The organism is Stutzerimonas stutzeri, assembly GCF_002909485.1.
Taxonomy (GTDB): Bacteria; Pseudomonadota; Gammaproteobacteria; order Pseudomonadales; family Pseudomonadaceae; genus Stutzerimonas; species Stutzerimonas stutzeri_AH.
The window spans coordinates 164,179-184,320 of sequence record NZ_PPXG01000005.1 but is presented as its reverse complement, the minus strand read 5'-3'; the positions used below and the strand labels follow the sequence as shown (position 1 = coordinate 184,320).

Sequence of the window (20,142 nt, the reverse complement as noted above, 5' to 3'; positions counted from 1 at the left end):
CAAGCTGCCGCATGCCGAAACGAATCGAGATCGACGCCGCAAATGTGCGCCAGGTACCGACCAACGGACTCCTCACTCGCTCTAACGCGGCATCAGATTGGTTCGCCTGGAGCCTTTGCCTCATTTAAATCAGGGAGCTGTTGCAGACCGGCCTGTCGCGCAGGGCTCTGGGCCTGTTTCCACGCCCTGAAAGCGTCCAACTCACCCGCCCACTTTCGCATCACCCAGCTCAGTACAGCGAGATCGTCGACGAATCCGAGGCCCGGCAGCCAGTCCGGAATTGCATCAATGGGCGAGAGGAAATAGAGCAGACCCGCCACCACCGCCACCAGAGCCTGCGGATTGATCGCCCGATACTCTCCACGCCACCAGGCCACGCAAAGCGCTTGCAAGAGAGTCAGATCCTCTCTCAGCCCTTTGAGCAGCCCTCGCTTGGACGAAGACTTACGTGCCACTGCAAGCAACAGTGCGGGAATTTTTCCGCGCTTGATCAGACGCTGCGCGAGTGGAAGATATCTCAGAAAATTCCAGGGTGCCTTCATCTCATGCCTCCAGCCTGCGCCATCACTGACGTTGAGAACGTTATCCACCGAACCTGTGGATAACCTTGTGAACAGTTTATGGATGACTGCCGCTAATGCCCTATCTACGGGGCTGCTGAACAGATCGGTGTTTTTTTATCCAGCAACTCAAAGCATTTAAAATCAACAACTTACGAGTTGGTGAAAATCAAACAGCGGCGGGAAAGAAAAACCAGAGACGCGCTATTCCGAATGTGCATAACCGAAGATTGTCAATGGCTTTACAAGCACTTCGACTGGTGGCGGCAGCGGGCGTTCGCCCTTTCAAAATCGGTAGTCGCAGGGCAGCGCGGAGAGATCGACATCAAGCAAAAGGCCGATCATTGCGATCGGCCTCGGTAGCGCGTTATTGAAGGCTGAGCTGGTTGCGGATTTTCTCAAGCGTTGCCGAGCCGATGCCATTCACTTCAAGCAATTCGTCGATCGAGCTAAAAGGGCCATGCTCTTCACGATAGTCGACGATGGCCTTGGCCTTCGTGGCACCGATGCCTCGCAGCTCGCGAGAGAGCGTCTCGGCATCGGCGGTATTGAGGTTTACAGCGGCCTGAGCTACGGCAACAGTAGCAACTGGTGCAGGCTGTGCCTGGGGAGCGGCGAAACCGCTGAAGGATACGCAGGAAAGCGCGGCAACAGCCGCAGCGGTGAGAAATGCTTTGCGCATGGTCATGTCCTTATGAGGTCGTAAAGTACGTATTGCGGGACTTCCTGCTCCGCGTCAGCCAATCTAGCTACCTACCAGGCAAAGTCAAAACGAGGTCGCTTTTTTGCGAACCTCGTCAAGGTCCTCAGCGCATAGCGTTGAACAAATTCAACCCGCTGATTTTGACGTAACTCTGCTGCGCCGCTTCGAGAATGATTGTCTGGAACGACAATCTCGACAGAGCCTCCGCGTAGTCCAGCTCGCGTAGCTCGGCCTGGACTGATTTGTTTACCAGCGTTACATCCTCGTTGTCCGTCTGGGTACTCTCGATCACGTTGAGCCGCGCGCCGATATTACCCCGAGCCGAATCCACGCTGATCATGCCGTAATCAAGATTGGTCAGACTCACCGCCACGGAATCGCGGATGTCTATATTGCTAGAGGACGGATCTTCCAATGTCTTGCGAAGATTGGCGATCGTGTCGAGGACGCCCTGCTTTTGTACATTCGGATTAAGCTGAATTTCTGCCGACTGACCTTGAGCCTGTACACCATCGAACTTAACCATGACGCCGCGGAACACAAGCTCGTCGGCCGTTTTTTCATTCCCATCGACAACCCCCGAACCGATGACCTGAGTTGGATCGGCATAGGGATCGGCAAAATCTGCTGGTGGGTTGGCCCGATCGTAAATGATGTAATCGGTATCAGACGTGAAATAGATGCCCACGCCCGCAGCTGGGAATGCCGGACTACCCGCAACTGCCACCTCATCCTGAACTAGCGGAGCGGAAACGCTCAAGGTCGAACTGGGTAATACCTGATAGCGCCCTGAGTTGGTAACATTTTCGAATACTGCTTTACCGTTATCGCTGATGGCAATATTTAGCGAGCTGGCGACTTGCAGCTTTCTTTGCCCCTCATCGCCCTGATAACTATAGCTACCATCGCCCGTGCGTACGAACGGCTGCGTCTTCCCTTGAAAACCAGAAAAGAGGTACTCGCCTCGTGCATTACGGGTATTCATCAAAGACAGCAGCTCGTCCTCGCGTTGAGTCAGCTCAGCGGCAATGGACTTACGGTCCTCTGCGCTCAGAGAACCGTTGCCAGCCTGCAACGCGAGCTCCCGTACACGATGCAACACGGTATACGAAGACCCGAGCGTGACCTCTTCTTGGGTAAGGCTATTCTTAGCGGCAGTCAGGTTGGAGTTGTACTGAGTCAGCACATTCTGTTGCTGCTCAAGCTGCAGCAGACGCACCGAAGCAACCGGATCATCGGCAGGTGTGAGGATGCGGTTGCCAGTGCTGATCTGCTCCTGGGTACGGGTCGCGTTGGCATAGTTGCGCTGCAACCCGGCGACGCCGTTGTTGAATGCTTGCACGGTAGAAATGCGCATATGACGGGCCTATTACCTGAAGGTGCTGATCAATGTATCGAACAAAGAGCGGGCAACTTGAATGATCTGAGCCGAAGCGTTGTAGTACTGCTCGAACTTGATCAGGTTGGCCGCTTCCTCATCCAGGTTGACTGCCGACAACGAGTCCCGATTGTCGGTGGCCTGCTTGAGTATCGAGCCGGTCGCATCGCTGTCCATCCGTGCCTGCGCCGTCAGCGTGCCTACGCGCTCGACCAGCTCGCCGTAGCCATCGGTAAAGCTGAAACCCGAACCGTTCACCGCTGTATCCACGCCAACAGTCTGCTTGGTTTGCAAGTCCACCAGTTTCAGCGCATTGCGATTGTCAGAGACACCGGTCTGATTGAAATTGAAGGAGAACGTGTCGTTCGCTGCAGGCTTCCCGCTCACCGTGAATTCGAAACTGTACTGCTGTTCGTTCGGCGCTGTACCGGTGGTGAGTGTCAGGTTCAGTGTATTAGTCTGCCCTGGCGTGATGCTTGCCGGCGACAGCGTTAGGCCAGCCGGTGCGGGGGTCGGTAGTGTCAGGCCGGTGCCATCGTAAGTCAGCGTCAAGCCTTCGAACGCTGCCGATAGTGCAGCAGTATCAATCGGAGACGGCGCGGACATCAGGTTTGGCTGCCCAATGGCACCGGTTCCACTATTCTGCAGCGAACTCTGCGCACGCACCGGCGCAGCAAAGGCCAGCTGATCGGCCTGATCCAGCGTCGCCTTGATATCAGATGCGCCGCGCCGTGTAGGCTGCAGCGTAAACTTGTCCCCTGCAGCCGGCGCAGGACTTCCCAGCACGAGCTGGAACCCTTGATCACGGCCATTCTTGTCAGCGATGGATAGCGTACCGACCGGATTTTCCGTCACGTTCATCAGCTGGTTGTCGCTCAGGCGACGGACTTTTGGACCGCTCGCGTCGTACTCCATCAGATAATCACTGGTGGTAAGCACGCTGGTGTCGGTGATATTCAACACTGGTTGCGCATTGCTGTTTCCGGCAAACGCATTGACGCGCAGCTTGGCCAGCGCCGGATCGTTGTAGTCACCAAACAGCGCTGAGCCGACCTGCCCTTTCAGATCCAGCCCCTGCCCAAGCTGAGTATTGACCTGATCACTGACGGCAAGCGCCAGTCGCCCCAGCGAGTTCATGGTGGAATCCAGCACTTCCTCGCGATAGCGGATCAATCCACCCAACTCACCCCCGGTTATCTGCGAGGTAATGCCCTGCCGAGAGCCGCCACTGATGAACTGGACCTCGTGACGGTTTGGATCGCCCTGCCCTGGGACTACTGCGAGTTGTGCCACCGTGCTGCCCACTACCAGCGGTTGCCCGCTGCCAATGAAAATGTTGAAGCTGCTGTCGTCCTGCGGAACCACGGTGACGCCGATATAGCCGGACAATTGGCGTACGGCTTCATCGCGGGCATCAAGCAGATCATTCGGCTGCTTGCCATTTGCCGCTGCGATGGCGATCGCATTGTTCAGGCTACCGATGCTGCCAGCCAGGCGGTTGACCTGATCGGTGACCGCGGACATCTGCTTGTTGGTGAAGTTGTTCTGCTCAGAGAGACGGTCATAGACGGTATTGAAACGCCGCGACAGTCCTTCGGCCTCGGCCAGCACCAGTTGGCGCGCCGGAATATTAGCTGGGTCCTCGGCTGCGGTCTGCAATGCCGAGAAGAACTTCTGCAGCGAGGGGGTGATACCCGTAGTGGTGCCAGCCAGCAATGAATCGAGCTGATCGATCTGGCTCTTGTAGGCATTCACGTCACTGTTAAGCGAAGTGCTGCTACGCAGCTGGCTGGTGAGGAACTCGCTGTAGGTTCGGCGAATGTCGACCAGGGAAGTACCCGAACCGATATAGCCGGCCCCACTGAACTGCGGCGAACGAGTAGCCTGTGTCGCATCTTGGCGGCTGTAGCCAGGCGTATTGACGTTGGTGATGTTGTGGCCAGTGATAGACAACTGGGTTTTGCTGGCGGCCAGGCCGGAAAGGCCAATGCTCAATAGATCAGCCATGATTTAGCCTCTGGTCCGCATGGCGGGCACCGAATTCGCATCGGCGACGGTCTGATAGGTCTGCATCTTGCGCGCAATCTGGGTGATCTTGCGGGCGTACTGCGGGTCGGTGGCGTAACCAGCTTTCTGTAACTCTTTCACGAAACGCTCCGAATCGCCGGTATTGCTAGCGACCTGAATTGCAGTTTTGTAGCGGCCGTTGTTCTCCAGCAGGCTGACGAAATCGTCAAAACTCTGCTCGAATGATTCATAGGCACGGAAACCAGCCTTTTCGCGGGTGGCTTTGCCGTTGACATACTCGGTCGTCATTACAGTGGCCGACTCGCCTTTCCATCCGGTGGCCTTGATACCGAACAGGTTGTGGCTGTTGCTGCCATCTTTCTGACGGATCATGGATTTGCCCCAGCCAGTTTCCAGCGCGGCTTGCGCGACGAGGAAACGCGGCTCGATACCTAGGCGCTCAGCAGCCTTCTCCGCCATCGGCAGCATATGGGCGATAAACTCTTCGGACGAGGCGAAACGCGTCTTGCTTGGCGCGTTCGGCGCGCTCTTCTCGACGCCGTTAACTGTCAACGGCTTGTCCTTCGGTGGCACGAACGCTGTAGCTGGCTTCCAATCGATATCCACCAGCGGCTGTACGCCTTCGGCAACCGGCGTTTGGACGGCAGCCGATACGTTCGCCACCTGCCGCTCGCTCGCCCTGCCCGGCAACGCCAGACGGCGCTGGTTGAGCAGTCGAGAATCATCTCGCGCAGACTCGGCGGCCGCCGCTGGCTTGCTCGGCCAGGCTGCCCCTTCGGTCTGCGCAACCTGAGCGAAGGGGTTATTACGCGTAACCGTTTCGGTCTGTTTGCTCAGTTGGCGCACCAGCACATTCGCCAGCCCGATGCCGCCGCCTTCCTTCGATAGGCTGACCGACAGCTGCTGATCGTACATTTCCTGATACTGCTTGCTCGCTTGACTGTTCAACGGGTTGTCCTTGGCCAGGACTTCGGTAGCCGAACGCATCGATTTGAGCATCTCGTTGAGAAACAGCGACTCGAACTCCTGCGCAACCTTGCGCACGTTCTCTTCCCCATCCCGGTCCTTGCCGACCTTGAGCTGGTTGAGACGATTGAGGTCGGTGTAGCTTCCGCTATCGAGGCCGCGGCCACCGTTTCCGAGTCGATTTTCCATATCGCTACCCTTAGATCACGATCAGGTCGGCTTGCAGCGCGCCGGCCTGCTTCAAAGCTTCGAGAATGGCCATCAGGTCACTGGGCGCAGCGCCAACCTGATTCACCGCCCGGACAATTTCATCCAGCGTGGTACCTGGGCCGAACTTGAACATCGGCTTGGCTTCCTGTTCGGCTTTTACCCGGGAGTTGGGCACGACGACCGTCTGGCCGTCCGAGAACGGTTCGGGCTGGCTGACCTGGGGGTCTTCCGAGATGGTTACCGTCAGGCTGCCATGGGTAACCGCAGCAGGCTGAACACGCACGTTCTGGCCGATAACGATGGTGCCTGTGCGGGAGTTGATGATGACCTTGGCAACCGCCTGGCCGATCTCCACTTCCAGGTTTTCCAGGATCGATAGGTAGTCCACGCGCTGGCTTGGATCGAGCGGCGCGGTCACACTGATCGAGCCACCATCGAGTGCCTGAGCGACGCCTGGGCCAAGCAGATCGTTGATCTGGTCGACGATGTTTTTCGCCGTGGTGAAGTCGGGACGATTCAGATTCAGGGTCAGCGTGTTGCCTTGGTTGAAACCACTTGGCACGGGACGCTCTACCATTGCACCACCAGGGATCCGACCGGCCGACGGCGAATTGACGGTGATCCGCGAGCCATCCGCGCCGCCTGCATCGAAGCCGCCCACTATCAGGTTGCCCTGGGCGATGGCGTACACGTTACCGTCGATACCCTTGAGCGGTGCCATCAGCAGGCTGCCGCCGCGCAAGCTCTTGGCGTTGCCGATGGACGAGATCGTGATATCGATGGTCTGGCCGGGCTTGGCGAATGGTGGTAGCTCGGCATGAATGGATACCGCAGCGACGTTCTTGAGCTGGATATTGCCGCCCGCCGGCACCTTGATGCCGAACTGGGCAAGCATGTTGTTGAAGGTTTGCACGGTAAACGGAGTCTGGGTGGTCTGGTCACCACTGCCATTCAGCCCGACGACCAGGCCATAGCCGATCAGCTGGTTGCTGCGTACACCTTGGATGGTCGCAACATCCTTCAAACGCTCAGCTTGGGCGCCAGCACAAACCGTGAGCAAACCCGCGAGCAGAAGCAGTTTTTTCCACATAGCATCAGCTCCGGTCAGAAGGGCCACATTGGGCTCAAGAAGAATCGGTCGAGCCAGCCAGGTTGGCTGGCGTCGGCAAAGGCGCCGGTGCCCGAATAGGTGATACGTGCGTCGGCAATACGAGTGGATGCAACGGTGTTATCAGTGGCAATGTCGTCCGCGCGGACCAGGCCCGCGATGCGCACCAGCTCGTCGCCAGTATTGAGCGTCATCCACTTCTCACCGCGTATGGCCAGAATGCCGTTGGGTAGCACCTCGGAAACGGTGACGGTGATCGAGCCGGAAAGACTGTTGCTCTGCCCCGCCTGGCCGGACCCGGAGGTATCCCGCGACGCATCGTATTCGGCACCCAGGCTCATCGAATTGCCGGTCAGCGGATTGGCCATCGAAACCGCGCCACCGAACAAAGAGCCGAGGCCGATGTTCGCGCTGCTGTCCTTCGAAAGCTTCGAGGTCGCGTTCTTGCTGGCTTGAGTTCGCTCATTGAGGGTGATGGTGATGATGTCGCCGACCCGATAAGCCTTGCGATCGCCATAGAGGAACGTTTCGAAGCCCGATTGATAGATCGCACCGTTGTTCTGCGCCGCCGGCAACGGCGTACGAGGCAGCACCGGCGCGTAGTACGGATCGTTCGGTTTCGGCGCAGGGGCAACACATCCGGCCAGCGCCAGGGCGGATGACAGCGAGACAACAATCAACAAACGGCTCATAAACACCTCAAGCCATGACAGGCCATCGAAACTACTGCGAGCAGCACAAGGGTGCGTGCCCGTATACAACGGCGAACGCTCGATCAGAGCTGCTGCGTGACGAACGACAGCATCTGGTCGGCGGTGGAAATCACCTTGGAATTCATCTCGTAGGCGCGCTGGGTGGTGATCATGTTCACCAGTTCCTCGACGACGCTGACGTTGGAGTTTTCCAAAGTGTTCTGGAGAACCGTACCCAGGCCGTTCAGGCCCGGTGTGCTGACCTGCGGCGCGCCGCTGGCAGCAGTCTCAAGGAACAGGTTGCTCCCCATAGCCTGAAGGCCCGCCGGGTTGATGAAGTCGGCGGTCTGGAGATTGCCGATGATCTGCGGCTGGGGGTTGCCCACCGTCGTCACCGACACGGTGCCGTCTTCACCCACTGTGAACGTCTGGGTTTCCGGCGGAACCACGATGGCAGGCTCCAATGCGTAACCGTTGGAGGTCACCAACTGACCATCGGAGCTTAGATGGAAGCTACCGTCGCGAGAGTAGGAAACGGTGCCATCAGGCAGCAGCACCTGGAAGAAACCGCGACCGTTGATGGCCATGTCCAGCGGTTGCTCGGTGGTCTGCAAGCTACCGGCCGTGAAGATCTTCTGAGTGCCGGTCACGCGCACACCAGTACCCAACTGAAGACCGGACGGCAATTCACTGTCCTGGCTGGACTGGCCGCCAGGTTGGCGACGAATCTGGTACAGCAGATCCTGAAACTCGGCACGATCGCGCTTGAAACCGGTGGTGGAAACGTTGGCCAGGTTGTTGGATATGGTCGTCAGGTTCATGTCCTGAGCGGACAATCCGGTCTTGCTGACCCAAAGTGCTGGAAGCATGAGCTTTCTCCTCGTGCGCCGCCGGCGCCACGCTATTAGCTGATTTGCAGTACGCGCGCCATGGCAGCCGCATCATCTTCGGCGGTGCGCATCATCTTTACGTGCAGTTCGAACTGGCGAGACAGCGCCAGGATGGAAGTCATTTCGGCTACGGCATTCACATTGCTTGCCTCGAGAAAGCCCGAAACGACTCGTACATTTGCGTCCGGCTCGATGGCTTGACCGTCCTTCATGCGGATCAGGCCATCGGTACCCTTTTCCAATTGCTGCGGATCCGGATTGACCATTTTGATTCGGTCTACCGTAACGACGATATTCGGGTTCTCGCCCAAAGCCCGGATACTGATTGTGCCGTCCTGGCCAACATCAATCTTCTCCTCCGGAGGAATCGCGATTGGTCCGCCGTTACCCATAACAGGCATGCCCTGCGCCGTGCGCAGCATTCCGAGCGCGTCAATATTCAGACTGCCGGTGCGTACATACGCCTCGCTACCATCCGGAGCCTGCACAGCGATCCAGCCCTCTCCTTCGATAGCGACGTCCAGATCACGGCCAGTTTCCTGCAACGTACCCGAGGTGAAATCGGTGCCCGGTCGCTCCGACATGGCATAGACGCGCGCCGGATGGCTGTCACCAAACACTTGCATCGAGCGCGCTTGCTCGAAATCCCGACGAAAGCCGGTAGTGGTAATGTTTGCCAGGTTGTTGGCATGGGCCTGCTGGGCCCGCGCATTCTGGCTGGCACCGGTCATGGCCACGTAGAGCATCTTGTCCATCGACATCTCCGAGACGCGAGTTTGACACTTGCGATTCTATTCATCAGAGAAAATGCAAGGCGCGTGCCACCACTCCGATCGGAACGTAACTGATTGAATCAAATAAGGTTACTTAAAAAGAAGAAGGCCCTGACGGGCCTTCTTTTACGAGAGCGGCGGAATACTGCCGTCGGCGGCAATGCTCCGTTGCCGTACCTATCAGCGCAGATTGATGATGGTCTGCGTAATGGCACTCTCAGTTTCGATGGTCTTGGCGTTGGCCTGATAGTTACGCTGGGCGACGATCAGGTTGACCAGTTGATCCGACAGCTCGACGTTCGAGTCCTCCAGAGCACCGGCCTGCAGCGCGCCCAACGTACCGGACCCCGGAGTGCCGACCACAGGCTCGCCAGATTCGAACGATTGCACCCACTGCGTTTTGCCAACCGGGGTGAGGCCCTGAACGTTGGCGAAGTTCGCCAGAACGATCTGCCCCTGCACCTTGGATTGGCCGTTGGTGTAGCGCGCGAAAATCACACCGCTATCATCAATCTCCAAGCCTGCAAGCTCGCCAGTGGTGTAACCATCCTGGCTCACACTGTTGACCGCGAAGGTGCTGGCATACTGCGAAGATTTCGAAAAATCGAGCACAATGCCGTCCGGATTGGCGAGCGCGCCATTAGCGGACCAGGTAGCAGGCGTGGCGCCGTTGGAAATGGCGGGGATCCAGCCTCCAGTGGGCGGATTGCCGGTGGCTGAATTCAGCGTCACCTTCAGGTCGGGCGAAACGCTGAACAGCGCAGAACCACCGGTATCTATCGAAGTCAACGCACCGGAGGTGTTGAAGCCCAGCCCCATAACGTAGGGCTGAGGTGGTTCCTGCGCAGGGTCCGCCGGATTACGACCGTCCACGAGCACCTTCATGTCCCAGGTATTGGCACCAGTCTTGACGAAGTACTGCGTCATGACGTGGTCATTACCTTGCGAATCGTAGATTCTTACGGACGTGGAATTGTTATAGGTGGTCGGATCGGACGGATTGAACGTCCCACTGGCCTGCGTCGTCGCATAAGCGGCAGCCTGCACCATTTCCGCATTAGTCGGCGCCGCAACATCGGCAACGTTCGCAGGGTTGCTGATCCAGGTGGCGTATTCCGAATCATAAGTGGCTTGCCAGGTGGCAGGCGCCTTTTGCGTCGAATTCAAATTGAAGGCCGTATCAATCTTGGTGGTCGCCTTGGGCTCCTGATTGGTGGTCTGAATTTGCAGATCACCAACCACACCATTCTGCAGATTGCCGTTACCGTCCACCGGAAAGCCCTGCAGTTTGTAGCCGAAGTTGTCGACCAGGAAACCGCTGCGATCAGTGCCGAAGTAACCAGCCCGGGTGTAGCTGACCGCACCGTTGTTGCTGACCTGGAAGAAGCCGTTGCCGTTAATGGCCAAGTCCAGCGCATTTTGGGTGTAGTTGATGTTGCCCTGATTGAATTGCTGGGACACGTTGGACATCAATACACCGCTGCCCTGCGGGTTCTTCCCCGTTCCCAGCACCGACGACGCATACACGTCGGAAAATTCTGCGCGTGATTGTTTGAAACCAACAGTACCGGCGTTCGCAATGTTATTGCCGGTAATGTTGAGGTCCTTGCTTGCGGCACGCAGGCCGCTAAGACCGATATTGAAGGACATTGAATCGCTCCTTTGCCGAGAGTGCCGGCGGTTATTGTCCGATGACCTGGACCTGGGAAAGTCCGATGCTGCCGATACCGGCAAGATTGAGCATCAGCTCCCCGCCGTTCTGACCGAGGGTGACGCTGTCGACATTGGCAGGTAGCAAGGTGTACAACCCTTTGGTTTCACCCTGATACGTAGCCTGCGCCTCGAAGCGATATGTGCCAGGCGGCAACACATTGCCGCTGGAATCCTTGCCGTCCCACATGAAGGAGATGTTTCCAGCCTCCTGCTGCCCCATGTTGACCCGGCCAACCGCCGCCCCCGAGCTGTCATAGATGTTGACGAACACGTTGCTGCTGGACGTTGGCAAAACCATGCTGGCCTTGAAGGTTTCGCTGGTATCCACGACGGCTTTATCCGTTGGCACGATCACTTTGCGACCTACCAGCGAAGACGCTTGCAGCGCCTGCGAAGACTGATAGCCAGACAGGATGGTCTGCATGCTGGCGTTCAGTTTCTCGACGCCCTCAACCGTGCTGAACTGCGCCAGCTGACCAATGAACTCCCCGTTTTCCTGGGGCTCCAGAGGGTTCTGGTTGTTCAGCTGGGCGACCAACAGCTCAAGGAATTCATTCTTGCCGAGGTCGTTGCCCTTGGCCTCTCGGCTCTCACCGAACTGATACTGGTCGAGTATCGAACTGGTACCGCCGACGCCGCCTGTTGTGCTCATAAGTGCGTTCTCGTATCAATCACTGACCCAGCGTCAGCACTTTCTGCAACATGGTTTTAGCCGTGTTCATCAGCTCGGCATTCGTTTGGAATGCGCGACTGGCTGAGATCATGTCGGCCATTTCTTCCACCACGTTGACGTTTGGGTAGTACACATACCCCGCCTCATCGGCAGCCGGATGATTGGGCTCGTAACGGGCCTGAAGCTCGCTTTGATCCTCGACCACGCCCAGCACCTGGACACCGACGCCCGCCTGATCCTGCCCAGCGAACAGCGACTGATCGGGCTGACCGTTGGCATGCTGAAATACGGTAGCGAACACCGGATGCCGGGCACGGTAGGTCTGGTCAACGCTGGATGAAACGGTTTCGGCATTCGCGATATTGCTGGAAATTGTGTTCAGGCGGGTGCTCTGGGCACTCATGCCACTGCCGGCAATGTTGAATACGCTGCTAAGGGACATGGAAGGCTCCTTTATTCGCCACGCAGGGCGCTCATAAGCCCCCTGAACTTGCTGTTGAGCAGGGTGAAGCTCGCCTGAAAGTCGATGGCGTTCTTCGCGTAATTGGACTGCTCGATCTGCAGATCGACGGTGTTCTGGTCAAGCGACGGGTGTGCGGGCATGCGAAACCGCAGGGAGGCGTCAGCGATCTCCATTCCCTCCGCCGCAATGTGCTTGTCGCTGGTCAGCGCCACGCCGAACCCACCCTGACTACGAGCCGACTGCTGGGCAAGCACGCTGCTGAAATCCAGATCACGAGCCTTGTAATGCGGCGTATCGGCGTTCGCAATATTGTTGGCCAGCACTTCGGCTCGCTGCGAGCGAAAACCAAGCGCCTTTTCGTGAATACCCAATGCCTTGTCGAAACTGATGCTCATGATCTGGCCCTCTGCCGGATACAAGTCTGCTTGCGCATACTCCAGCAAAGCTCGTGCCACTCATTGCAAAGCATTGATTTTAAAGGGATGAAGAACCGTGACCAAGGCCCACGGCGTCAAAAGCGGCAAGTCTTTACCGCCTTTTTGCCGCAACCGTCATGTTGCATGACGGTTTTCTGCCGCCAGAGCGACCAGATCACTTGGCCTTGTAGATGATCCCCGGGCTGCACTGCACCATCTGGTACAGCTCCGGCAGGCCATTAAGCGCTTCGGACGCACCAAGGAACAGATAGCCACCGGGACGCAACGTGGCATGGATCCGCTTGAGGATGTCTTTTTTGACGTCGGCGGAAAAATAGATCAACACGTTTCGGCAAAAAACGATATCGAATTTGCCCAGGCCGGCATAACTGTCGAGAAGATTTTGCACTCTGAACTCGACTCTTGAACGGATGGGCGGCTTTACAGCCCATCGCCCCGGGGCCTTTACGTCGAAATAACGCTGCAAACGCTCTGCCGAAAGGCCACGAGCGATGGCCAGACTGTCGTACTCAGCCGCCTTGCACGCGGCAAGCATCGTCCCAGAGAGCTCAGTGGCGACGATTTGCACACCCGTCTTCGGTTGGCTGGGACTGCTGCGCTCAAACTCATCGATGGCCATTGAAAGCGAGTAAGGCTCTTGACCCGACGAGCATGCAGCCGACCAGATCCGCAGACGCTGACCAGATCCAGCCTTGAGCATCTCCGGCAGAACCCGGCTCTTGAGCACCTCGAACGGATAGGTATCGCGAAACCATAGCGTTTCGTTGGTAGTCATCGCATCGACGACCAACTCACGCAGACCGCTACGCGGCTGCGCTTGGATCTTTCTGACCAAGTCGCCAAGCGTCTTGAGCTCCTGCTGCTCCATCAGCTTATTCAGACGGCTGGTCACCAAATACTGCTTATTAGTGCCCAGCAGAATGCCGCACGTCTTTTCAAGAAATACCCGGAACTGCTCGAAATCCAGATCGACTGACACCAATAAAGCCTCACCATCGTTAGAGGAACTAGCCTCAGTTTGCATCCGCCTGCCTGATTCGATCTGCCACCCGCGCGGCGAGATCGTCAGGCTGGAACTTGGCGAGGAAATCGTCCGCTCCCGCCCGCTTCACCATGTTCTGATTGAACACACCGGAGAGGGAAGTATGCAGGAGTATATGCATACCTTGCATACGCGGATCGTGTCGCACCTCGGTAGTCAGGGTATAGCCATCCATCTCCGGCATTTCAATATCGGAAATCATCATCAGGAATTCATCTGCGGGCTTTTTGCCTTCGTCGGCCATGCGCCGAAGATAGTTGAGCGCATCACGCCCATCGTTCAACTGGACGACCTCAATGCCAAGATTTTCAAGACAGCGGGTAATCTGCTTACGCGCCACCGACGAATCATCTACAACCAACACCCGGCAGGAGAGCGCCTTGGCGCGCGTGTCGTCATCGACTATGCCCGGTGAAACCTCTTCTGAAGTGGGTGCAACCTCGGCCAGCACTTTCTCCACATCAATGATTTCCACCAGCTTGTTGTCGATATGCGTAACAGCCGTCAAGTAATGGTCCCGCCCAGCACCCTTGGGGGGTGGCAGAATGGCTTCCCAGTTCAGGTTGACGATCCTTTCGACAGAACTCACCAGGAAGCCAAGCGTTCTGTTGTTATATTCGGTGATTACCGCGAACGAGTTTTCCAAGTCCATCAGCGCCGACTTGCCAGTGGCGAGCGACAGATCGAGGATAGGTAGCGTACTGCCTCGGATGCTTGCCACACCGCGTACCACCCTGCCGCACTTCGGCATCACGGTCAGCCGCGGGCATTGCAGTACCTCGCGCACCTTAAAGACGTTGATTCCATAAAGCTGGTCGCCATCTAGACGAAACAGCAGCAACTCCAGGCGGTTTTGCCCTACCAGTTGGGTACGCTGGTTAACCGAATCCAGTACGCCGGCCATGCCAATCTTCCTCTCTGCTTGCAGATAAACGGGGCCGGACGATTAAAGACGCGGCACGCCCCTTGCTTGGGTTCGGATATGAACGTCCAAATGACTATTTTCCGGCGCGGCAGGCCAATGCTGAGCATAAACGTGCTGCTACTCGTGCTTTGCGCGATGGGACAGCTCGCCCATGCATCAACCATGTCACATCCTGAACAGCTTATCGACGTGACCGAGCAGTTTCTTGAGCGCGAAGTAAGCGAGTATTTGAGCCGAAGCGGAATCGAAGCCCGCTATGAGGTCAATGTCAGCCGCCTTGATCCTCGACTGCGCCTGAATCAATGCGACCAGCCATTGGGCGCAAAGCTGAGCAACACCACTCCCCCCATAGGACGGGTCACGGTGCGGGTAAGTTGCGAAGGCAGTAGCCCTTGGTCGGTTTTCGTTCCTGCGCAGGTCCGGCTATATCGCGAAGTCATCGTCGCCAACAAGTCCCTTTTGCGCGATACGATTCTCAGCGACAGCGACGTTAGCCTCGCCGAACGCGATATATCCGTTCTCAACCAAGGCTATTTGACCCGACTTGACGAAGTGATGGGCAACAAGCTGACTCGCCCAATACAGCCAGATCAGGTGATCTCGCCAAATCAGCTGGAAATGGCGGAGATGATCCGCAGAGGCGACCAAGTGGTCATCACCGCCAGAAGCGGCGCGATCAGCGTCCGAATGCCCGGCGAGGCAATGGCCGGCGGCGCCCTAGGCAAACAAATCTCTGTGAAGAACCAGCGATCTGGCCGCACAATCAAGGCTCGGGTAACCGGGCCCGGCCAGGTCGAAGTAGCCATGTAACCACTCAACCGGCTATGCAGTTTTCCAGTGTGCCTCTCGAAAAAAAGCGCTAAAGTTTCGTCCATTGTTGCCGAACACATGGCAAGCGTCCTGATCCCTTCGAGGTTTGCATCATGGTCATCGACTTCAATCGGCCCAACAGCCCTATGAATGCCCCTAGCGGGCGCAACGGCGTGCAAGGTAACGAGCGCACTGGTAGCCCTCAGCAGGCACCTGCTAGCGAAGCGCCCAAGCCCGGCACCGTAAACAGCAACGCCAGCACCAGCGACACAGTACAACTGAGCCCAGAAGCTCAGCGCCTCCAGCAGGCTTCCGACAAGCTCAATGACCAACCAACAGTCAATCAGGAGCGCGTTGCAGAGCTGAAAAAGGCGATCGCTGATGGCTCCTACCAAGTCGACAGTCAGCGCGTAGCAGCCAAGATGCTTGCATTCGAGACGCAGCACTGAGGCTGGACCCAACATCCACGCAAAATGCCCAGAGTCCGAAATGCACGACACAGCCCTGCTTGAGCAGCTAGCCGACGATATCGGCATAGCACGCCAACTCCTTGAGCTCATTGATCAAGAGTTCGCAGCCCTGGGTGACCGCAACCTGGCGGACCTGGAAGCCATTCTGGCGAAGAAGCAACCGTTGCTCGCCCTCCTCGGCCAGCATGGCGCGCAGCGCAGCCAATGGCTGATCGGACAGCAGCTGAGCCCAGACCGTACAGGACTGGAAGCCGCCGCGAGCAAATCTGATAGCGGTGCGACCATTCTCGAGCAGGCTCAGCTACTGGAAGCTGAACTTGAGAGCTGCCGCAGCGCCAACGAGCGAAACGGCCGTCTTATTCGTGCCAACCAGAGTGCCCTTGGCGGCATGCTGAATATTCTGCAGGGTAAAGACGACACACCCGATCTCTACGACAATCGGGGCAGCGCAGCCAAAACCACGCAGCAGCGGCCTTTGAGCCAAGCCTGAACGATCGACTGCACAAGGACGCAACGCGATGGTGATAACAATGCGCCGGAGAGCACCGGACCGTGTCTAGCCCATTCCTAGGCGATGAAGGACCGCAGCCTCCCAAGGTATTGACGGCACCACTCGAAATCTACGCCAACTTACGCCCTCTTCTGGATAACAACATCCCGCTAACCCTTCGCTTCGCTGAGCGCAGTCAGCGCTATCAGAGCTATCTGGTGGAGATGAATCGTGAAACCGGCTGGATAGCACTCGACGAATTGATTCCCAATGATGGGGAGCGTCTTCTCGTGCAAGGCGAGCCGATTCATATCGAGGGCTTCCACGAAGGGGCGCGCATCTCCTGGACCAGCGACCAATCGGTACATGTGGGTGAGATCGACGGCGCGCGTTGCTACTGGATACCTACGCCAGCGGCGCTAACCTATCACCAGCGGCGCAATGCATACCGTGCGCAACTCAAAGAGATCGCCGTAGCGGCACAACTCAGCGGCACAGCGGCGAGAAAAGCACTCGAAGGCCGGCTGCTCGACATATCTGCTACAGGATGCAAACTGAGCATCAAGGGCAACCTACAGGGCAGTTTGCAAACCGGGCAGGTCTACGAACTCTCAGCCAAGCTACCCATTGGAGCGATTCAGACCGAAGTCGAACTTCGCCACTTGGTCATCGATGAAAAGCTGGATACCTCGATGTGCGGCCTGCGCTTCCATCGCCTCAGCGGGCTCACCCAGCGTCAGATCGAACGGCTCGTGTATCAATTGCAGCGCGACGCGCGTCGTGAGAACACCGACAGCCCTTTTTGATTGATAAGCATCGGGGCGCAGCACGCGGCGCCGATCGCTCCGATTCCCTTCTGGCCTGGGAACCGTCATGGTCGATTCTGCGATACGCAACCTTCGCCCATAACCCGATGACAACCTGCGAATGGGTTCAGGCTGCTCGCCGTCGAATCGCTCTACAGGACCCGCCGCCTCACCACTCCAAAGAGTCAACAGATCCAGGCTCGCTCGACTGACACCGATCAGCACCCATTAATGCTCAGTTGATAAATGTTAATGAGCGCTCGCTGATCGCAATTCACTATCTGCGCTCTTCTTCCCCCCTAAAAAGCGCATAACAATGAACAAAAATCGCCCCCGCACCATCTACGAACTGCTCGTAGCCTCTGCCGAGCGAGCCCCACAATCAACCGCGATAACCTTTGTGGAGGATCTCCACGGCATCGAGCCACCCAGCCGCCAGACGTACAGCCAGCTACTGTCCAGGCTCCACCAGACCGTGAACATGATCAGGGGGCTGACAGGCAAAGCACGCCCTGTCGCTTCTCTGCTGCTCCCAAATATCCCGCAAGCCCAGACACTTCTCTGGGCGGCAGAAACAGCAGGAATCGCAAACCCTCTCAACCCCCTGTTGAGTGACGAGGCGCTTTTCCAGCTAATGGCCAAAGCACAGACGGACATCATCTTTGCGCTGGGCCCAAGCCGAGGTTTCGAGCTCTGGGAAAAAGCCGTCCGGGTATCCAAACGCCTGCCAGATACACCAATGTGTGTCTCGGTGTACGACCCCGCCGGCGAGCTACACTACGACTCCTTGGTCCCTCACTACAATGACGAACCTCTAAGCGAAACGGGCGCACCTGCCGCCGAGCACATTGCTGCTTACTACCACACCGGCGGAACTACCGGCACGCCAAAGCTGGCCTGCCATACTCACGCCAATCAGTTATCCGCTGCAGCCGCTGTAATCGATAGCATGCGGCTGACCGGCGCTGATATCGCGATTAACGGCTTGCCCATCTTTCACGTTGCTGGCGCCATTGTGAACAGCCTTGCCATCCTCGGTGCTGGAGCCGACCTGGTACTCCCAACCCTCGCCGGCTTCAGAAATCCTGAGGTAATCCAGTGTCACTGGGGCCTGGTCGAAAGATTGGGCGTAACGATCAGCAGCGGCATTCCAACCTCCATGGCGGCAATGCTAGATGCGCCGACCAGAGGCGCCGACATCAGCACCCTGAGATTTCTGCTTTCCGGTGGCGCCCCCGTCCCTGTAAAACTCCACGAGCTTGCGCAAAAGAACGTGGGGCGGGACCTCTATCAAGCTTACGGGATGACCGAATGCAGCGGCGTCATCGCACTTCCCGATCTAAGCAAGCCGGCAGTCTGGGGAAGCGTTGGCCATATCAAGGCGCCTGTTGAAGCATGTATTGATGCGGGTGAAATATGCGTTCGCAGCCCCATGTTGTTCCAGGGTTACCTCGGCCTCGAATCACCTGTAAGTGCCGAAGGCTGGTTTAGAACCGGCGACCTCGGGCACATTGATCCCGAAGACAACCTCTTCATCACCGGGCGCGCCAAGGACCTCATCATTCGTAGCGGTCATAACATTGATCCGGCATTGATCGAAAGCTGCCTGGAGCAGCATCCAAGCGTCGGAATGGCCGCTGCAATTGGAGCGCCTGACGCATATGCAGGCGAGCTACCCGTTGCCTACGTACAGCTCCGCGCGGGAGCCGAAGCGACATGCGAAGAGCTTCTGCAATACACTTCCGAGCACATAGCAGAGCGTCCCGCCTGCCCCAAGAGGGTAGTTATTCTTCAGGCACTACCACTTACGGCCGTTGGAAAAATCTTCAAGCCCAAACTGCGAGAGAACATCACTGAGCTACTGCTTCACGACCTACTTAGCCAGCGGATAAAACAGGCAGGGGTCGCGTGCCGTCATACCGATACCGGCGAGCTCGTCGTGAGGTTGTGGAACATACCCTCAGGCGAAGAAGAATGGTGCAGGGAGCAGCTCAGGCAGTTGAATCTACGACCAGAAGAGCTAACGGTCGATGAGCCGCTTCAATCTGGATAGCGAAGCTGGCTCCATCCCCAGATAGCTTGCGAGGTGATATTGCGGCACGCGCGCGACCAGCCATTGCTGATGCTCAAGCAACCACAGGTAACGGGCCTCGCTGTCACAGGTCAGCAACACGGCCTCGCGCTGCTCATTGCGTAGCATGATGTCTTGCACGTAGCGATTGAGCAGCTGCTGAAGCTGGGCGTTCGCCTGGAATCCGGTCTCGAAAATACTGACTGGAAATGCTGCTAGAGAAGATGGCTCCAGCGCCGCAATCGTGTAGGTGCACGGCTTACGCCGCAGGAAAGAGCTCAGCGAGCCAATCAGCCGCCCTTCGTGGAAGAACGCTTTATTCCACTCCTTTCCGTTTGGCGACAGGTAGTAGTAGCGGACCAGACCTTTGAGCACGACGAAAAACTGGGTGGGCAGTTGCCCTGCACCAATTATGACCTCGTCTTTTTGAACGTCGCGGAATTTCGCAAGCTTGGACAAATCACAAAGAAGCGCTTCATCAGTGATACCTAGCGTCTGCAGCTGAAGCCGAAGCGCCTCACGAGACTCATCAAGTACATTCACGGTGGGCGGCGATCCATCTTTACAAGGCAGACGTTTTATCTGATCTGCAACGTAGCGCATTCGACAAACTGAAGGCGAGCACCAACCACACGGGACGGGCTTGAGTTGAAGTTGAATCGAAGAGACCGATGACTCGCCACTCGACACCCGGCATGGCCAGAATGGCGTAGCCGCAGAGGGTGATGACTGAAGCCGGCTGGCGGTTGCAGCTCCTAGCACGCCCGTCGGGGGCGTAGCACTGCGAAGCGCCTAGTGCATGGCGTCCCAGAGTGGGTTCGAACCACCAACCTTCCCCTTAGGAGGGGGATGCTCTATCCAATTGAGCTACTGGGACGTGTCGCGCGGCGCGAATGTTAGCGAGCCAAGCGGGATTTGTCATGCGTAGCGACGT

Annotated in this window: 21 protein-coding genes and 1 tRNA gene; 5 read left to right on the top strand and 17 right to left on the bottom strand. The window is 57.3% G+C overall.

Annotation, left to right across the window (positions count from 1 at the left end; all coding sequences use genetic code 11):
• Positions 1-92 precede the first annotated feature (92 nt).
• From CXK91_RS13590 to CXK91_RS13520, 15 genes are all read right to left on the bottom strand, one after another.
• The gene (locus tag CXK91_RS13590; RefSeq protein WP_103456660.1) at positions 93-542 is read right to left on the bottom strand and encodes a YkvA family protein; all 450 of its coding nucleotides are present in this window, start codon (positions 540-542) and stop codon (positions 93-95) included.
• Between the two features lie 385 nt (positions 543-927).
• A complete protein-coding gene (locus CXK91_RS13585; protein ID WP_103456659.1) occupies positions 928-1,242 on the bottom strand; it encodes a ComEA family DNA-binding protein in 315 nt (104 codons plus the stop codon).
• A gap of 124 nt (positions 1,243-1,366) precedes the next feature.
• On the bottom strand, positions 1,367-2,620 hold the full coding sequence (gene flgL, locus CXK91_RS13580) for a flagellar hook-associated protein FlgL (RefSeq protein ID WP_103456658.1): 1,254 nt from the start codon (positions 2,618-2,620) through the stop codon (positions 1,367-1,369).
• Positions 2,621-2,632: 12 nt separating this feature from the next.
• Positions 2,633-4,648 carry a flagellar hook-associated protein FlgK gene (gene flgK / locus CXK91_RS13575; protein WP_103456657.1) on the bottom strand — a complete coding sequence of 672 codons (2,016 nt, stop codon included), beginning with the start codon at positions 4,646-4,648 and terminating at the stop codon, positions 2,633-2,635.
• A gap of 3 nt (positions 4,649-4,651) precedes the next feature.
• Positions 4,652-5,824 carry a flagellar assembly peptidoglycan hydrolase FlgJ gene (flgJ, locus tag CXK91_RS13570; protein WP_103456656.1) on the bottom strand — a complete coding sequence of 391 codons (1,173 nt, stop codon included), beginning with the start codon at positions 5,822-5,824 and terminating at the stop codon, positions 4,652-4,654.
• A gap of 10 nt (positions 5,825-5,834) precedes the next feature.
• The gene (locus tag CXK91_RS13565; protein WP_103456655.1) at positions 5,835-6,935 is read right to left on the bottom strand and encodes a flagellar basal body P-ring protein FlgI; all 1,101 of its coding nucleotides are present in this window, start codon (positions 6,933-6,935) and stop codon (positions 5,835-5,837) included.
• Positions 6,936-6,949: 14 nt separating this feature from the next.
• Complete coding sequence (gene flgH / locus CXK91_RS13560) at positions 6,950-7,645, bottom strand: flagellar basal body L-ring protein FlgH (RefSeq protein WP_103456654.1); 696 nt, start codon at positions 7,643-7,645, stop codon at positions 6,950-6,952.
• An 83-nt stretch (positions 7,646-7,728) separates the two neighbouring features.
• On the bottom strand, positions 7,729-8,514 hold the full coding sequence (flgG, locus tag CXK91_RS13555) for a flagellar basal-body rod protein FlgG (protein ID WP_102825158.1): 786 nt from the start codon (positions 8,512-8,514) through the stop codon (positions 7,729-7,731).
• A gap of 35 nt (positions 8,515-8,549) precedes the next feature.
• Positions 8,550-9,290: a flagellar basal-body rod protein FlgF gene (flgF, locus tag CXK91_RS13550; protein ID WP_103456653.1), complete on the bottom strand. Its 741-nt coding sequence runs from the start codon at positions 9,288-9,290 to the stop codon at positions 8,550-8,552.
• A 198-nt stretch (positions 9,291-9,488) separates the two neighbouring features.
• Positions 9,489-10,958 (bottom strand): flagellar hook protein FlgE, encoded by a 1,470-nt coding sequence (locus CXK91_RS13545; RefSeq protein ID WP_103456652.1) that lies wholly within the window; start codon positions 10,956-10,958, stop codon positions 9,489-9,491.
• A gap of 31 nt (positions 10,959-10,989) precedes the next feature.
• A complete protein-coding gene (gene flgD, locus CXK91_RS13540; protein ID WP_103456651.1) occupies positions 10,990-11,673 on the bottom strand; it encodes a flagellar hook assembly protein FlgD in 684 nt (227 codons plus the stop codon).
• Positions 11,674-11,692: 19 nt separating this feature from the next.
• Positions 11,693-12,136: a flagellar basal body rod protein FlgC gene (gene flgC, locus CXK91_RS13535; RefSeq protein ID WP_103456650.1), complete on the bottom strand. Its 444-nt coding sequence runs from the start codon at positions 12,134-12,136 to the stop codon at positions 11,693-11,695.
• An 11-nt stretch (positions 12,137-12,147) separates the two neighbouring features.
• The gene (gene flgB / locus CXK91_RS13530; protein WP_103456897.1) at positions 12,148-12,552 is read right to left on the bottom strand and encodes a flagellar basal body rod protein FlgB; all 405 of its coding nucleotides are present in this window, start codon (positions 12,550-12,552) and stop codon (positions 12,148-12,150) included.
• 196 nt (positions 12,553-12,748) lie between these two features.
• Positions 12,749-13,618, bottom strand: coding sequence for a protein-glutamate O-methyltransferase CheR (gene cheR / locus CXK91_RS13525; RefSeq protein WP_103456649.1), 870 nt, complete (start codon positions 13,616-13,618; stop codon positions 12,749-12,751).
• Positions 13,608-14,540, bottom strand: a complete 933-nt coding sequence (locus tag CXK91_RS13520; RefSeq protein ID WP_103456648.1) for a chemotaxis protein CheV — start codon at positions 14,538-14,540, stop codon at positions 13,608-13,610. Before CXK91_RS13520 ends, cheR begins: the two co-directional genes overlap by 11 nt.
• Positions 14,541-14,618: 78 nt before the next feature.
• On the opposite strand from CXK91_RS13520, the gene flgA reads away from it, so the two are divergent.
• The 5 genes from flgA (at position 14,619) to CXK91_RS13495 (ending at position 19,190) form a co-directional block, all read left to right on the top strand.
• Positions 14,619-15,371, top strand: a complete 753-nt coding sequence (flgA, locus tag CXK91_RS13515; protein ID WP_256055724.1) for a flagellar basal body P-ring formation chaperone FlgA — start codon at positions 14,619-14,621, stop codon at positions 15,369-15,371.
• Between the two features lie 113 nt (positions 15,372-15,484).
• Positions 15,485-15,820: a flagellar biosynthesis anti-sigma factor FlgM gene (flgM, locus tag CXK91_RS13510; RefSeq protein ID WP_103456646.1), complete on the top strand. Its 336-nt coding sequence runs from the start codon at positions 15,485-15,487 to the stop codon at positions 15,818-15,820.
• 40 nt (positions 15,821-15,860) lie between these two features.
• Complete coding sequence (locus CXK91_RS13505) at positions 15,861-16,331, top strand: flagella synthesis protein FlgN (RefSeq protein ID WP_103456645.1); 471 nt, start codon at positions 15,861-15,863, stop codon at positions 16,329-16,331.
• Positions 16,332-16,393: 62 nt separating this feature from the next.
• Positions 16,394-17,137, top strand: coding sequence for a flagellar brake protein (locus tag CXK91_RS13500; RefSeq protein ID WP_103456644.1), 744 nt, complete (start codon positions 16,394-16,396; stop codon positions 17,135-17,137).
• A 316-nt stretch (positions 17,138-17,453) separates the two neighbouring features.
• Positions 17,454-19,190 carry an AMP-binding protein gene (locus CXK91_RS13495; RefSeq protein WP_103456643.1) on the top strand — a complete coding sequence of 579 codons (1,737 nt, stop codon included), beginning with the start codon at positions 17,454-17,456 and terminating at the stop codon, positions 19,188-19,190.
• Here CXK91_RS13495 and CXK91_RS13490 read toward each other — a convergent pair.
• Together CXK91_RS13490 and CXK91_RS13485 are read right to left on the bottom strand one after the other, a co-directional pair.
• Positions 19,158-19,751, bottom strand: coding sequence for a Crp/Fnr family transcriptional regulator (locus tag CXK91_RS13490; protein ID WP_256055723.1), 594 nt, complete (start codon positions 19,749-19,751; stop codon positions 19,158-19,160). The two genes, CXK91_RS13495 and CXK91_RS13490, sit on opposite strands and share 33 nt — an antisense overlap.
• 257 nt (positions 19,752-20,008) lie before the next feature.
• Positions 20,009-20,085 (bottom strand) — tRNA-Arg (locus tag CXK91_RS13485).
• Positions 20,086-20,142: the final 57 nt, after the last annotated feature.